The sequence below is a fragment of the Deltaproteobacteria bacterium genome, from assembly GCA_016931625.1.
Taxonomy (GTDB): Bacteria; Myxococcota; XYA12-FULL-58-9; order XYA12-FULL-58-9; family JAFGEK01; genus JAFGEK01.
Genome location: JAFGEK010000020.1, coordinates 80,643 through 96,290, shown reverse-complemented (window position 1 = coordinate 96,290; position 15,648 = coordinate 80,643). Strand labels below are relative to the sequence as shown.

At 40.9% G+C, this 15,648-nt stretch carries 10 protein-coding genes; 5 read left to right on the top strand and 5 right to left on the bottom strand.

Features of this window, described 5'->3' with window-relative positions; translation table 11 throughout:
- Together JW841_01600 and JW841_01595 are read left to right on the top strand one after the other, a co-directional pair.
- On the top strand, positions 1-438 hold the full coding sequence (locus tag JW841_01600; GenBank protein MBN1959614.1) for a spore coat protein U domain-containing protein: 438 nt from the start codon (positions 1-3) through the stop codon (positions 436-438).
- 180 nt (positions 439-618) lie between these two features.
- On the top strand, positions 619-1,155 hold the full coding sequence (locus JW841_01595) for a spore coat protein U domain-containing protein (GenBank protein MBN1959613.1): 537 nt from the start codon (positions 619-621) through the stop codon (positions 1,153-1,155).
- A gap of 39 nt (positions 1,156-1,194) precedes the next feature.
- Here JW841_01595 and JW841_01590 read toward each other — a convergent pair whose 3' ends face one another.
- The 4 genes from JW841_01590 to yajC all read right to left on the bottom strand — a co-directional run bounded on the left by JW841_01590 (position 1,195) and on the right by yajC (position 6,856).
- The gene (locus JW841_01590; protein MBN1959612.1) at positions 1,195-2,994 is read right to left on the bottom strand and encodes a sigma 54-interacting transcriptional regulator; all 1,800 of its coding nucleotides are present in this window, start codon (positions 2,992-2,994) and stop codon (positions 1,195-1,197) included.
- A gap of 500 nt (positions 2,995-3,494) precedes the next feature.
- Positions 3,495-4,604, bottom strand: a complete 1,110-nt coding sequence (secF, locus tag JW841_01585; GenBank protein MBN1959611.1) for a protein translocase subunit SecF — start codon at positions 4,602-4,604, stop codon at positions 3,495-3,497.
- A 52-nt stretch (positions 4,605-4,656) separates the two neighbouring features.
- Complete coding sequence (gene secD / locus JW841_01580) at positions 4,657-6,315, bottom strand: protein translocase subunit SecD (GenBank protein ID MBN1959610.1); 1,659 nt, start codon at positions 6,313-6,315, stop codon at positions 4,657-4,659.
- A 178-nt stretch (positions 6,316-6,493) separates the two neighbouring features.
- Positions 6,494-6,856 (bottom strand): preprotein translocase subunit YajC, encoded by a 363-nt coding sequence (gene yajC, locus JW841_01575; protein MBN1959609.1) that lies wholly within the window; start codon positions 6,854-6,856, stop codon positions 6,494-6,496.
- Between the two features lie 251 nt (positions 6,857-7,107).
- Between yajC and JW841_01570 the strand changes: the two genes are divergently transcribed.
- The 3 genes from JW841_01570 (at position 7,108) to JW841_01560 (ending at position 12,941) form a co-directional block, all read left to right on the top strand.
- Positions 7,108-10,479, top strand: a complete 3,372-nt coding sequence (locus tag JW841_01570) for a putative metal-binding motif-containing protein (GenBank protein MBN1959608.1) — start codon at positions 7,108-7,110, stop codon at positions 10,477-10,479.
- 94 nt (positions 10,480-10,573) lie between these two features.
- Entirely contained in the window at positions 10,574-11,941 is a 1,368-nt protein-coding gene (locus JW841_01565) for a cytochrome ubiquinol oxidase subunit I (protein MBN1959607.1), read from the top strand.
- On the top strand, positions 11,928-12,941 hold the full coding sequence (locus JW841_01560; GenBank protein ID MBN1959606.1) for a cytochrome d ubiquinol oxidase subunit II: 1,014 nt from the start codon (positions 11,928-11,930) through the stop codon (positions 12,939-12,941). Before JW841_01565 ends, JW841_01560 begins: the two co-directional genes overlap by 14 nt.
- A gap of 6 nt (positions 12,942-12,947) precedes the next feature.
- Here JW841_01560 and aceE read toward each other — a convergent pair whose 3' ends face one another.
- On the bottom strand, positions 12,948-15,629 hold the full coding sequence (gene aceE / locus JW841_01555; protein ID MBN1959605.1) for a pyruvate dehydrogenase (acetyl-transferring), homodimeric type: 2,682 nt from the start codon (positions 15,627-15,629) through the stop codon (positions 12,948-12,950).
- Between the last annotated feature and the right edge of the window lie 19 nt (positions 15,630-15,648).

The following is a 15,648-nucleotide window of genomic DNA, read 5'->3' as shown; positions in this document are numbered from 1 at the left end:
GTGTTTATCTTACTTTTTTTACTATTTGCCCCTACCAATGCACATGCGATTTATTGTTTTATTACCCAATCGACGGGAATAAATTTTGGGGCTTATGATGTATTTAATAGTACTCCCACTGATTCGACTGGCAGTTTCAGCTATTTCTGCTTTTTTGTCGGAGGCGCTTCAGTAAGATTATCCCTCAGTCGTGGTGGTGCCGCAAGTTATACTCCTAGACGAATGCAAAATGGTGGATTCACCTTACAATATAATCTTTATCTCGATGCATCCCGCACCATCATATGGGGTGATGGTTCAGGAGGTAGTTCGTATTTTCAAACTGTCCCGCCTAATTTCAGAACCGAAACTGTTACTATTTATGGACGTATACCCCCAGGGCAAGATATACCAGCAGGTAATTACCACGATACCATCGTTGCAACATTACAATGGTAACACTGTACAAATAATATAATTTTAGCTTTCCTATTTAAAACATTTAGTTATCTATTTTTGCGTATATAACATGCCTTATGTTAAATAACACGATACAATATAATTATGTGATTGCGGTTGTTTGATTTTACTAACTAAGTAAAAACGAACATTGCGAGACATCGTTTTTGGAGTATATGTATGCATATATGCCACCGTTTTCAACCGCGCCTCATTTTTAAACAGGCAAGGCAAAAAACAAATGGTTGGTTTAAAAGAAGAACACCACTTATTGCATTTGTTTTTGGTGTATTTCTTTTGTTTGCAGCATCTAATACTGCCTTGGCGATAAAATGTAATATTCGAGGTACTGTAGGCATTAATTTTGGCACCTACGATGTTTTTAACGCCACTCCAACTGATTCAACCGGCAGCATCACTTATCGTTGTCGTCAAGTAAATGGAGATCCCGTATTAATAACCCTTAGCCGTGGTAGTGCTACCAGCTATAATCCGCGCCAAATGCAAAGTGGTGCTTATGTGCAACAATACAATCTCTATTTAGACGCAGCACATAGTAATATATGGGGAGATGGTACAGAAGGTACTACTTATTACCAAACTATACCGCCAAAAAACTCAAATGTAACTGTAACTATTTATGGGCGAATACCACCAGGCCAAGACATACCGGCTGGTAACTATCTCGATACTATTGTAGCAACTGTACAATGGTAGTAGGGGCTAATAATTATTAGCCCCTACTTTACTTTACGTTCATTCAGTTGCTTGAATTCCTAAACGTCGGCAACGCTTTGATAAGGTACTGCGATTTACTCCAAGAGTACGTGCTGCTTTAGCAATAACCCCTTGGTTGATACGCAGGGCTCTTTCGATAAGTCTTTTTTCACAATCTTCAAGTGCTGCGTCTAAAGGCATGGTTTCTTGTAGATCTTCTATCTGTTGCGAGCTTAATTTTTCGCGCCCTAAAATATCAGCAACACTTTCAGCAGTAATTCGTGCTCCTTTCGGAGTCAACATGGCAAGCTTTTCCATAGAGTGCTGCAATTCACGCACATTACCTTTCCATGAATATGCTTCTAACAATCTCATTGCTTCAGCCGATACCATTACGGGCTCGGTACCATTTTCTGCCGCAAAATGCGCCAAAAAGTGTGTAGCTAAGGCAAGAATATCATCACGACGTTCACGTAATGGTGGTATGTGTAATGAAATAACCGCAATGCGATAATATAAATCAGCCCGAAATCTGCCATCGGCAATCATCGTCTCAAGATTACGATGAGTTGCACATATTACCCGTACATCAATTTGACGAATTTTAGTTTCACCTATGCGACGAAGCTCCTTATTTTGTAATACGCGCAAAAGCTTTGCTTGCATAGTCTGACTCATCTCAGCAACTTCATCTAAAAAAATGGTACCGCCATCAGCAGCTTCAAATAAACCAGCGTGATCCAAAACCGCGCCGGTAAAAGCGCCACGACAATGACCAAATAATTCGCTATCCAGCAAAGATTCTGAAAGTGCAGCACAGTTTTGCGCAAGAAATGGTTTATCTGCACGACGACTATGCAAAAATAAAGCACGAGCGATTAGCTCTTTGCCTGTCCCTGTTTCACCTAAAATAATAGCATTCGCGTCCGAAGCTGCTACCCGTTCAACAGTTTCATATAAGCGTCGCATTGGTGCACTATCACCAATTATTCCTTCAAAACGAGAGCCGGTGACAAATTTACCTCTGAAAAATTGGTTTTCACGTTGTAGCCGTTCAACCATACCTTCTAGTTCAAACCTTAATCTGGCATTTTCTAAAGCTACAGCATGGCTTTCAACACTTCTGACTGCCAAAGCACGCAGTTCTAAGGCACTAATTGGCCAGCGGGCAAATAAAACATTAAATTTATCAGGGGGAAGCTGAGAAAAAGCTTTCGAATCTTCGGGCACACATACTAATAATGGTGGTTGAATTTCTACTTGCGTGTACCGTAAAATTTCAATAACCGTTTTAATTAAAACATCATCTCCTTTACCGTTGCCAATAACAATTAATCCGACTTCACTGCGAGACATCGAAGTATTTAATGTCTCAAGGTCCTTTATCTCTTCGATTGGATATAAATCATCTAATGTCTCTTTAATTTTTTCAATTACAGGAAAATCAATAATAGCTATACGATGACGAAAACTGGCCATAAGCTCGACAACAGCTTGGTCGACACTGGGTTGTTCGGAACAAAAATGTACTCCCATACGAACCGCAAGTCGTCCTGCAGAATCTCTGGCAGGCTGGCCAGTCCAAGCTACTTGACATTTAATGATCAATGGAGCCTGAAGAGTTGGAAGATGCAAACGCAGAGCTAATTCAGTACCTACCGGCAATCTACCAGCTTTTTCGCCCAAATCTTTAAGCGGTAGACTAAAAGCCAAACCATCACGGCTAATATTGCTAGTAAACCCAGCAATGTTTAATGAATTACCGCTTACATCGACATGAGTGTGAAATGGTACACGTGGGTATCGTCTGGTTTTAGCTTCACCCTCAACTCGCTCCATAGAGACTCCTTATTATTCAAACACCCTACCATTGTTATTAGGTATAGTCCGCTTTTTTGCTTACAACATGGCATTTTTACGAAAAAACCTACCATTTACGCATCAAATCGCGATTTAAGTTTTTATACAGGTTTTTGTACGTTTTAAGTCCTTGATCGCCTAGCTTATTCGTTGATTTTATTGGTTTTTTATAATTTTAACAATAAATTTACAATTCTGCTGCTCTTAAAAAACCTTTTGTGTACTTTTCAGCCACTGATCAAATCGAGTATAAGACTTTTCTACCTTGCTCTATCTTATATTTTGGTTGAGCGGTGGTGTGATGATTGGGTTATTCTTTTTTCGCGAAATTGCCAACCGCCAAAGGGGGCCCGATCATCGCACCATCACTCCACCAAAACTTTTAACAGAACTAACTGTATTTAATTAACGTTCAAGACATAAAATCGTCTTGTTATATTTTAGTTTACTAGTAAGTGCGGTGTATCGTCTAAAGAAATTTAAGCGCTTGCTTTTGTTTTGACCCGACGGTCGTATTGCTCACGCAACAACACATAAGATGGAGCAGCAATAGCAATTGATGAATAAGTACCAATGATAATTCCTACCAATAAACACGCGGAAAAATCCATTAACGCGCGACCGCCCCAAATAAATAACGAAATTACTACGAACATTGTTGTTAGACCTGTAAGCATAGTACGGGAAAGCGTTTCACTAATCGAAGAACTAACTAAAAAACGCAACTCACGACCACGTAACCGAGCAATATTTTCTCGAATGCGATCATAGACAACAACCGTATCGTTTAATGAGTAACCAATAAGAGTAAGAATACCGGCAACCGTTGATAAAGTGAAATCAATTTGAAAAAACGAAAACACTCCTAGAACTATTGTAACATCATGAAGAATAGCGATGATGGCACCAGGAGAAAAATAAAAATCAAAACGAATGGCTATATATAACATCAAAAATAGTAGCGATATTGCTACGGCCATAATCCCCTGATTACGAAGTTGCTCACCAACTTGAGGGCCAACAAATTCTATCGATACATTGCCTGCATCTACATTCATTTTTTTATTTAAAACTTCAGTTATTTGCTGGCCGATAGATGCAAGTTCAATTGTATATTCTGACTTATCTGCACGTTCGCCAGCGGTAATCTTGAGCACTTTTAAATTATGCTTAGATAGCAGAGCTTGTACTTGATCTTCGATTATCGGTTGATCAAAACCCACACTTATAACTTCACCACTTTCGGCTATTGTCCAATTAGCAATTTTATTAATACCACCAGCAAGTGTTTCAAATTCATTCTTAAGTGCGTCTTTTTCTTTTTCACCAAGAGTACCCTGTTGGCGAACGAGAATTAAGTATTCAAGGCCATCTTGATTACCAAGTTGTTGCACTCGAGCATCGGTAATACCTAATGGACTAATTACTGAATTAATCTCGTCTTCGTTGACAGCTTTTGGCAATTTAACCTGAATTTCATAACCACCAGCAAAATCGAGACCAAAATTAAAACCACGTACTGCTATCGATACTATGCTACCGATAATCAGCAATGCTGAAAATGTCCCGAAAACTCGGAACTTACCCATAAAATTTATATATAAACCTGGTTTGAAGAACTCTCGCATAATATTTGGTTCCTTAAATACTTAAACGCTGAATACGCCAGCTAGAAGTAATAAAGTCATATATCAACCGCGATACAATTACTGATGTATATAACGAACAAAGCAGACCAATTATAAGCGTCACGGCAAAACCGCGCACCGGCCCCGTGCCATACTGCATAAGCACTACTGCAGCAATTAATGTTGTCACATTAGAGTCAAAAATTGCTGAAAAAGCTTTGCTGTACCCAGTATCAATGGCAGCTCGCGGTGTTTTACCCAAACGAAGTTCTTCACGAATACGCTCACAAATAAGTACGTTGGCATCTACTGCCATACCTAGAGTTAAAGCGATGCCAGCCATACCTGGTAGGGTAAGAGTTGCTTCAAAAACGACCATAATTGCCAACAATAAAACAAAGTTGAGAATTAAGCCGAAATTGGCAATTAAACCACTTACCCGATAATAGAAAACCATAAAAATTAATACAGCAAAAACACCAACAACCAAGGCTATTTGGCCCTTGCGAGCAGTATCCTCTCCCATAGTTTTGCCAACTTGGCGTTTTTCACGAACATCAACTGGTGCTGGTAAAGCACCAGCTTTTAGCACGGTTGCAAGATCTTTTGCTTCTTCAAAGCGAGAATTTGTTGAGCCGTAATTGCCACCAAGAGTGATACGGGCTGAGCCTCCACCAATTTTTTCTTGAATAACTGGGGCGCTATTAACTTTTTCGTCAAGCACAATAGCCATCATACGCTGTTCGTTTTCTTCAGTTAACTTTGCAAAAATTTGAGCGCCCTTTTGATCGAAAGTCATAGAGACATAATAGTCACCCGGCATTTTTGGGTCTTGCTCGACATTAGCGTCAGTTAAATAATCACCGGTAATCCCAGGACGGGTAGTAACTAAATAGGTGCGCAAACGTTGTGGTGTTTTTACTTGTGTCGCTTGAGCCGCACTGCCTTTTCTATCGATATCACCAAATAAAATCTCTCGGTCAGAAGGTATTTTTGCGGTAAGTAATTTTTCTAAGGCTTCTTTTTGCTCATATGGCGTTTCAAAATAAACTTCGCGAGTTGATTTACCACCATGACCTGTAAAGGTGTGCTCTTCTTTTGTAACACCTTGCGGCAATTGCTCATTAGTAATTTCGTCAAAAACCGCAGTTGCTTCAGCGTCAACTATTTTAAATTCGAGTTGTGCCGTGCGGCCAATAACTGCAATAGCTCGGTCAGGGTCGCGAACGCCTGGCAATTGAATTAAAATGTTATCAGTACCGCGCTTTGCAATCGTAGGTTCGGTAACACCTAGTTTATCAGCACGGTTACGAATGGTCTTAATTGCCTGCTCAACGGCAGATTCGCGAATGTGCTCTGCATATTCCCCGGTTACCGCAAGGGTATAGGTACGATCTTCATGTTGAACTATGTGTAATACTTTAAATTCTTTACGAATTATTTTTTTAAAACTTTCATCAGAATCATTAGCGGTTAAAGTAACAATGATATCGCTATTGTCTCTTGGTCTAATAATATTTGAAAAATTAATTTTTTGCTCTTTCAACTCTTGACGCAGGGCATCTGCGAGACGATCAGCTCTTTGTTGCACTGCTTTTTCAACCTCAACACCCATGACCAGATGAACGCCACCATAAAGATCTAGGCCGAGATTGAACTTTTTACAATGCATGCCTTTTGGCATTGATTTGCAAAAAGCATCGTTGTCTTCACGTTCAGCTGCGGAAGCCTTATAGTAGTAAACGTAAGATGGGTATAAGAGATATAATGACCCTAATAAAAAAATTAACGTCAGAACAAACTTAAAATACCATGAGCGATTCATGCTTTTTTGTTCCTCGCTGATATCCTTAACTCTTTTGAGCTGCAGCCGCAGTTGGTGAGGCAAAACGACCGGCAATACGGTCTCTTAGCAGCCTAATTTTAACCTTATCGGCAACTTCTAAAGTAACAATACGATCTTCGATGCGCACAATTTTGCCAATAAGACCACCAGTGGTAATGACTTCAATGCCTGCTTCAAGCTTATTTAACATTGCTTGATGCTCACGGCGTTGTTTGCCAGCAGGACGTATTAAAAGCAGGTAAATAACCACAAACATTAAAATGGGGCCACCAATGGTTACAAGACCATCAAATGGACCACCTTTTGTAGCACTATTACCGGCAGCTTGCGCTAACGTTACGAAATTTATTAAATTTACGAGCGTCATTACCAAAAACCTCCATCACCAACAAAGCGGGCGCTGTACCACACCGATGACCCGCGACGCAACCGCTTAGAGCAGTTTCCTATTGAATAGATTCGAAATTATTCAAAATGAGCATGATAGTTTTGATAATTGCATCTGCGCGGATTTCGGCTACGATCTATAAGTATATGCAAAGTGTTGCCATAAAAATAAGTATAGCGACACTTCGCGCAAGGAAAAAGAAGCACGACCGCTGTCTTAAGGAGGCGGGTATGCAGTGCAATTGGTTGTTGAGTTTTACAATTTTAACGATTTTATTAGCAAATTGTACGAGCCGTACTCCTAAAACTGAAATCATTAACATCCCAATCGAGACAGAGCAAAACACTTGTATACCCACAAATGAAATTTGCGATGGTATCGATAATAATTGTGATGGAGTCATTGATGAAGGTTGTACCAGCCAACCAGCTACTAATTTGAACGGTTTATGCAGTAATAATCAATTGTTATGTAACCAAGACAATCAATGCATTGAGGCTTATGACAATTATTTACCCACAAATGAACTTTGCGATAATTTAGATAACGATTGCGATGGAGTTATAGATAACGGTTGCGACAGTGATTTGGATGAGCATTGCGATGCCCAAAAAATAATTATTGGCAGTCCGAATATTTGTCCACAGAGCCCAGCCGGTCTAGGCGATGATTGCAATGATAATGATCCTGACGTTTGGGGGCGCTGTGCTATCTGCCGTGATCTTGACGCTGATGGTGCTTTCGCTAATTGCGACCAATATATATTACATACTCAAGACTGTGACGATACTGATTATCGCCGTTCACCGTTAAATACTGAGATTTGCTATGATAGTATCGATAATAATTGTGATGAAACGATTGACGAGTTATGCCCTCCTTATACTGTAAGTTTAACTACTTCGGGATCAACGATTAGCTTGCATCCAAATGAAACGCGCCACTTTAGTGCGCTTATTCAACATAGTGTTCCGGTAACTAATGCTGCTCTTAGTGTTGCAGCAACCAGTGGATGTAATAGTAGCGACATTAATACGGCTCTTAGTAACAACGGTGATAATTATGACATTACTATTATCGTTGCTAATGATACGGTCGATAGTTGTACATATAGCGTTACACTCGGCGCTGATGGCAATGGCGTTGATGCTAGTTTGTCATTGATTATCAATAACGATGCCCCAGAAATAATTCAGGTCAGCAATGCTCGTCTTGTTGGTCAAGATTGGTATGTGCTGGCAATAGCTGATAGCCAAATTACACTCGCTGTCACTGCGGCTGATATAGATGGCAATAGTTGGGATTTTAGCTGGACCGATAACGATAACTTATTAATTTGCACTGGTAGTGGAACCTGCAATACCACTGACACTACCTTGGAGCGCAGTGTAACTGCAGTTATACCAGCGGCAAACCCTACTCCTCATCTCATTACGGTTAGCGTTAGTGACGGTGCAAAAATTGACACTGCTAATATTTATATCATCAGTGAAAATTGCGTTTGGGCTACTAATGGCGGCAGTGGTAATGGTAGTGGTAGCGATGCTTCCAATACTATGGGGCCACTTATTAACGCTTTAAATAAAGCCTGGAATGATGGCACGAATATCTGCATATTAGGTAGCGATGATTTTCGCGGGCCGTTTGTATTAAATCCACAGCAACATTCTAACCCACCCCATCATCCGAGCATTTTTGGTTTCGTTAATGCCACCACACCGGCTACTACACCTTTGGCAACATTACAAAGTAGCAACATAGTAACAAATACTGAACCGACATTGACTTTTTCTTCTGGGTATAATGGCACTATTTCTGGTCTTAATATAGTATCGCAAAATGCCTCTGCAGGAGCAGTATATAATAGCGGCAGCACTGTTTTACTGTCTAATTGTACTTTGCAAAGCATAGCAGCAGACGCAGCAACAGTCCGTGGCCTTTATGTGACCGGTACTACGGCCATCCCCGCACAACTGCAAATGCGCGGCGGCACAATTACTGTCACCGGTGGAGCATTATTAAACGCTGCTCGCGTAGAGGCGACTGAGACTAATGGAGCGAATTTAGTTTTAGATGGTCTTGAATCAATTTCAGCACAAAATTGTACTAATGAATGTTTAGCGGTAGCAATTGTAGATAATGCAAGTGCTACCATTCAACATATTAAAAAGATTTCGGCCTCAGGTAGCAGCACAAGTAATACTACTACTCAAGCAATTGGTATTAATATGACTACCGTTAATGGCGGGAGACCTAGCGCCAGCATACTTGCTAATGATGAAATATCCGCTAGCGGGAGTGCAGACGTCTCGGCAGCTATTCGTATTGACCACTCAGACAATACTATAATTGCAGACAATGATGCTATTATCACCAACCAAGAAGCCGGCCGGCTTTTATGTGCCGGCATCATTGACGCAAGTTATGATAATGTTAGTCGTCTAGCTGTTACTGCTGGCAACTCCTATAACTTGCAAATTATCAATAATCATTTAATTGCCGACATGGCGTTTAACATGCCAAGCAGTGGCGGACCGTTAGTCGCTGTTGGATTACTGCTATATGGCACAAACACAGCTTCTATTGTAAATAATGGTAAATCCGCCAGCAGTTACGGCTTTGGAGCTATTACTGGTGGACCAACAACCGCATTAAATTCTAACATTACTTCTGATCCACTTCATGCCACCGGCTTATGGTTAATAAACAACAGCGGTGCAGTGGTTAACAATAACGAAATACGAGCTGGGTACTACATAACCTCAGGCAGTGATACTAGCGCCGATATTGTCGCTATTGCTTTTCGCGATACCACTGAGTTAAGTACTAGCTCTGGCAATCAAGTCGGCACTCTTTTTGATGCTAACGGAGTTTCGTGTGTTTTGCCTACACTGACAGCTTCAACAACCAAAATACAAACTAATTGCGCTGCAGCGATGATTGATACGCCAACTACTATCAGCGCCCCACTACTTACTAATAATGTATTCTTATCAAATCGGGGGCAGCATTTGATAGCTTTGTGGCAAAATGGCGGAACTGGTGTTGCTGCCTATCATAATCTATTTGCGGTTAGCCCAGAAACTGCATTAGCAGCGCCAGGGCAACTCCAGACTGCGATTTACCTCAACCAAATCAACAATGACGGCATAAGCTTGGTTAATAATATATTTAATATAGGCAATAGCATCGATGAGTCGCGGCGATTAGCGGTGCTTGAAATAACTAGCACACAAGAGAGCAATATGGCGAGATTTAGTCATAACTTGATGTACATTGCTAAAGACGACTTAGCGACTAGTGATGTACCCGTCTATGTGGCTATTGGCCCAGAGACGAGTATGGTCACCTACTCTGCCGCAACTATTAATCAAATTGCTGGCACACCAAATATCACAAGCAATCTTATTGTAGACCCATTTTTAGTCGAGCCTAGTGCAAATTGGGATTATTCTCAAACGCGTTTATCGGCAGTGTCGCCAGCACGAAATAATGGTGCGTCATTAGATAATAGTACCTCTAATATTAGCCAAGATATTGAACAGCAGACTCGGCCGTCAAGTGATGGTATTTTTGATATTGGACCGGATGAAGTTAATTAATGAATATGGTAAAAAAACAATGGCCAGACTAATTATTTTTCGGAGTCAGAAAACTAAACTTGTCATCATCTGCAAGCAACGATAGACATAAGGCGTGACTGATCTCATGTATGCCCGCTGGCTAATGGGCTTAACTTTAGCCTTTCATATTACTTTTGCGGCTATTGGTGTCGCCCTACCCTTAATGATGACTATCGCCGAATGGCGTTGGTTGCGTAGCGGCAAAGCGGTGTATCGCGAGTTGGCGCAAAAATGGTCTAAGGGTGTTGCGATACTATTTGCCGTCGGCGCAGTTACCGGCACGGTCATTTCATTTGAGCTTGGCTTGCTTTGGCCGCGCTTTATGGATTTTGCCGGACCATTAATTGGCTTTCCTTTTTCTCTTGAAGGTTTTGCATTTTTTATCGAAGCTATATTTTTAGGCATCTATCTTTACGGTTGGGAGCGTGTCAGCCGCCAGTTACATTTTTTCTCTGGAATCATCATTGCTTTAAGCAGCGCCTTATCTGGATTTTTGGTAACCCTTACTAACGCCTGGATGAACAACCCGGTTGGTTTTGCACTGATTGACGGTAAGCCGCATAATATCTCCCCTATCGTTGCCATGTTTCCACCTGGTTTTGCTGAAGAAGTAATACATGTACTGCTTTCATGTTATGCCGCTGTTGGTTTTGCCGTGGCTGGCATTCACGCCTTTTATTTATGGCGACAGCCTAGCAGTACTTTTCATCGAACCGCACTTTTAATTGCAATTGGCGTTGGTGGTATTGCTGCACTGTTGCAACCAATTTCTGGAGATTTTTCTGCACGGCATGTTGCAACTAACCAACCACGCAAGCTTGCAGCTATCGAAGGTCACTATCTTACTACCAACGCTGCCCCCTTGCATATTGGTGGCATACCCGACGATGACACTATGACAACACCGTATGCACTTAAAATACCTTATGGCTTGTCACTTTTAGCTTTTCATGACCCTCATGCAAAAGTGCTTGGTCTTGAAGAGTTTCCCCGCCACACCTGGCCAAATACTTTACTCGTACATTTAGCTTTTCAAATTATGGTGGGCTTGGGATTTTTAATGGCATTTGTCGTGCTTTTAATATACGCAGCCATGTTACGCACACGCTGGCGCAAACAAGAATTTGTTTTTAATCACACCTTGTTAGCTATCATCATGCTGTGCACCCCAATAGGTTATATAGCTCTTGAAACCGGTTGGTTAGTAACTGAGTGGGGACGTCAACCTTATACGATTATGAATACGATGCTAACTAGTGCTGCCGTAACCCCTATGCCAAACTTAGCCACGCCATTTTGGGTTATAATTAGTTTGTTTGCTTTGCTTGGGGTGTCAGTTACTATTTTACTTAGCCGTATGATTCATAAGGGTTCACAACCAACCATGGCAACAATGACATCATCAGCAATAACTTCGGAGCAATCCAATGTCCACTGCTGATGTTTTAGGTTGGGTATTATTAGCAGCCATATTAATTTACAGTTTACTTGGCGGTGCTGATTTTGGTGGTGGAGTACTTAGTGCCCTAGCTTTTGGGCAAAATAAAAATGAGCAACGTTTGCTAATTAGACAAGCGATCGGTCCGGTTTGGGAAGCTAATCATGTTTGGCTTATATTAATAGTAGTGCTCTTGTTTACTTGTTTTCCGCCGGCGTTTGCTGCCTTATCAATAAGTCTTTTTATACCCATACTTATATTTTTAGTTAGTGTAGTGTTACGTGGTGCTGCATTTGCGTTTTACACCTCTGATTATGCTTCACCGACTATACAAAAATATTGGCAATTGGTTTTTGCGCTAGCCAGTATTATCGCCCCACTAATGCTTGGCATAATTATTGGTACAGTTAGTTCCGGTCGTTTGCGTTTTGTTAATGGAACGTTCACGGGTAGTTATTGGCAACCTTGGCTGGGTCTTTTTCCAATTATAACTGGGTTGCATACAGTTGCTTTATTTGCATATATCGCCGCTGTATATCTTATTATTGAAGCACAATCACTTGATGAACAAAAACATTTAATCGTTGTTTTTCGTCGCGTAGCCTTGTTGTGCAGCATTGCGGTTTTTGTACTCGCACTTTTTGCAATTATTTTGGCATGGGCCGAAGCCCCTATTTTTTTCATCCAACTAGTGACACAAGCATGGTCAATACCTTTGCTACTTGGAATATTAGCTGCAGCCATATTTGCGTTTAGTGCACTGTTGCGAAACAAATTTTATTTGGCCCGATTAGCTGCAGTACTGCAAATAGCATTACTAGTCATTAGTTGGGGTGCGGCACAGGCCCCTTACCTGATTATGCCAGATATCACTTTAACTGCAGCTAGTTACACAACGGTAACTCAAACAATGGTGTTATGGGCGCTCGGACTAGGCTCAATTATTCTAGTCCCTTCAATTTATTTACTCATGCGTATTTTTAAAAACATTAAAATCATATAAATATATTCACGCGATGGCAGCATCTAGTTTTTCAGGGTCAATATCAAGGTCTTTAATCGCCTGCTCAACAACTTTTGTTTCAATCGTACCATCTTGCGCCAACGAAGCAAGTGCGGCTTGTGCAATGTAGGCTGCATCAACTTCAAAAAAGTAGCGCAAAGCCTCACGCGTGTCAGATCTACCAAATCCGTTAGTACCAAGTGCGGTAAAACGTCGTGACAAATATCGTGAGACAATGCTGGGTAACTCACTAACATAATCACTAGTGGCAATTATTGGGCCTTGATGGCCTTCAAGCAATTGCGTAACATATGGGAGTTTAGGTGTATTGCTAGGATGTAAGCGATTATGACGCTCACAACTACGTGCCTCACGATATAATTGCTGATAACTTGTAACCGACCATACATCTGCGGCGACATTATATTTAGTAGCCAATATTTCTTGTGCCGCTATTGCACTTCGCAGCAGAGCCCCACTACCAAACAATTGCACTCTCGGACCCTTGATATCACTGAGGGCGGCTCGATCAAGATACATACCTTTTACGATACCTTCATCAACACCTTCAGGTTTAGGCGGCATTTTGTAATTTTCGTTATATAAAGTGATATAATAAAATATATCTTCATTATCACTAAACATACGGCGTAAGCCATCTTTGATTATTACTGCGACTTCGTAAGCATAGGCAGGGTCATATGCTTGCATCGTTGGATAAGCTAAAGCGTAAATATGGCTATTACCATCTTGATGCTGTAAGCCTTCACCAAGCATAGTAGTTCGACCAGCAGTACCTCCCATCAAGAATCCACGACCACGACTATCACCAAAAGCCCAAGCTTGATCACCAATACGCTGCAAACCAAACATTGAATAGAACATATAAAACGGTATTATGGGCACATTATGGGTAGCATATGCAGTACCAGCAGCGGTAAAAGTGGCCATACTACCAGCTTCAGTAATGCCCTCTTCAATTAATTGCCCATCTTTAGCTTCATGATAATTAAGCAACATGTGAGCATCAACAGGCTCGTATTTTTGCCCATTTGCGGAATAAATACCGAACTCTCGAAAGAATGCATCCATACCAAAAGTACGTGCTTCATCAGGTATGATTGGAACTATTAATTTGCCAAAATTTTTATCACGCATGAGTTGACGTAATAGTCGTACAAACGCCATTGTGGTAGATACTTCCATTTCATCTTTAGAACCATGATAAAATTCTTGATAAATATCAGTAGCTGGTTTGGGTATAGAAACTTTGTGTGAAATTCGTGATGGCGAAAAGCCACCTAAATTTTGACGACGTTCATGCATATATTTAACTTCTGGGCTGTCAGCACCTGGATGATAATATGGTGCTTCTTCGATTTTACTGTCAGGTATCGGTAATTGCAGCGTATCACGAAAACGTTTTAATTGATCGAGATCAAGCTTCTTTAATTGATGTGCAACATTTGCTGCAGCAAAACCATAGCCCAACGTCCAACCTTTTACTGTTTGCGCGATAATCACCGTTGGTCGACGTTGATGGTCGATAGCTTTGTTATAGGCAGCATAAACTTTAGTTAACGAATGACCACCTCTTCGCATTTTTTGCAGGTAGTTATCATCAAAGTCTTTAACTAACTCAAGCAATCTGGGGTCAACGCCAAAAAAATCTTTACGAATATAATCACCAGATTCAGTAATATATTTTTGAAATTGCCCATCTACTACTTCATTAAGTCGCTTTATTAGCACTCCGTCATAATCACGCTTAATTAACTCATCCCATTGTGTTCCCCAAATAACTTTAATTACTTCCCAGCCTGCACCACGAAATGTGCCTTCTAACTCTTGAATAATTTTACTATTGCCGCGTACCGGCCCATCTAATCGTTGTAGATTGGCATTAATCACAAAGGTTAAATTCTCAAGTCTTTCACGGGCCGCTAGATCTATTGCTCCCAGCGCTTCAGGTTCATCACACTCCCCGTCGCCGATAAAAGCCCAAACTCGTTGTTTACTTGTGTCTTTTAAACCTCGAGCATGAAGATAACGATTAAAACGGGCCTGATAAATCGCGGCAATCGGTCCTAAGCCCATTGAGACTGTGGGAAATTCCCAAAATTGTGGCATTAGCCAAGGATGTGGATAAGAAGACAAACCCTCTCCGAGTGTTTCACGGCGAAAGTGTTCAAGCTGATTTTCATTTAAACTACCATACAAATATGCACGCGAATAAATACCAGGGGCTGCATGACCCTGAAAATATACTTGGTCACCACCATCAGGATGTTGTTTACCTTTAAAAAAATGATTAAAACCAATCTCATATAAACTTGCAGAGCTCGCATATGTTGCAACATGTCCGCCGATACCCGGGAAATGTTTATTGGCTCGATAGACCATAGCCATAGCATTCCAACGAATTATGCGACGAATTCTTTTTTCAAGTGCTTCGTCACCCGGGTAAGGTGGCTCTTCATGTGGAGGGATACTATTAATATAAGGAGTTTGAGTTAAATTGGGCAAACCAATTTTTAATTCACGAGCACGTGCCAAAATTTTCTCAAGTAAAAAACGTGCGCGTAAAGCACCTTGATATTCAACAACATCATCTAGGGCTTCAACCCATTCATCGGTTTCTTTAACATCGAACTCTGGAAGTTGCGCAGTGTAAGTGCTATTCGTCATATAATACCTCACTCACACA

Excerpts from the sequence above, each read along its gene's own strand:
- secF (MBN1959611.1), bottom strand. The coding sequence starts at position 4,604 with ATGGGTAAGTTCCGAGTTTTCGGGACATTTTCAGCATTGCTGATTATC.
- JW841_01590 (MBN1959612.1), bottom strand. The coding sequence starts at position 2,994 with ATGGAGCGAGTTGAGGGTGAAGCTAAAACCAGACGATACCCACGTGTA.
- JW841_01570 (MBN1959608.1), top strand. The coding sequence starts at position 7,108 with ATGCAGTGCAATTGGTTGTTGAGTTTTACAATTTTAACGATTTTATTA.
- yajC (MBN1959609.1), bottom strand. The coding sequence starts at position 6,856 with ATGACGCTCGTAAATTTAATAAATTTCGTAACGTTAGCGCAAGCTGCC.
- JW841_01560 (MBN1959606.1), top strand. The coding sequence starts at position 11,928 with ATGTCCACTGCTGATGTTTTAGGTTGGGTATTATTAGCAGCCATATTA.
- JW841_01595 (MBN1959613.1), top strand. The coding sequence starts at position 619 with ATGCATATATGCCACCGTTTTCAACCGCGCCTCATTTTTAAACAGGCA.
- aceE (MBN1959605.1), bottom strand. The coding sequence starts at position 15,629 with ATGACGAATAGCACTTACACTGCGCAACTTCCAGAGTTCGATGTTAAA.
- secD (MBN1959610.1), bottom strand. The coding sequence starts at position 6,315 with ATGCATTGTAAAAAGTTCAATCTCGGCCTAGATCTTTATGGTGGCGTT.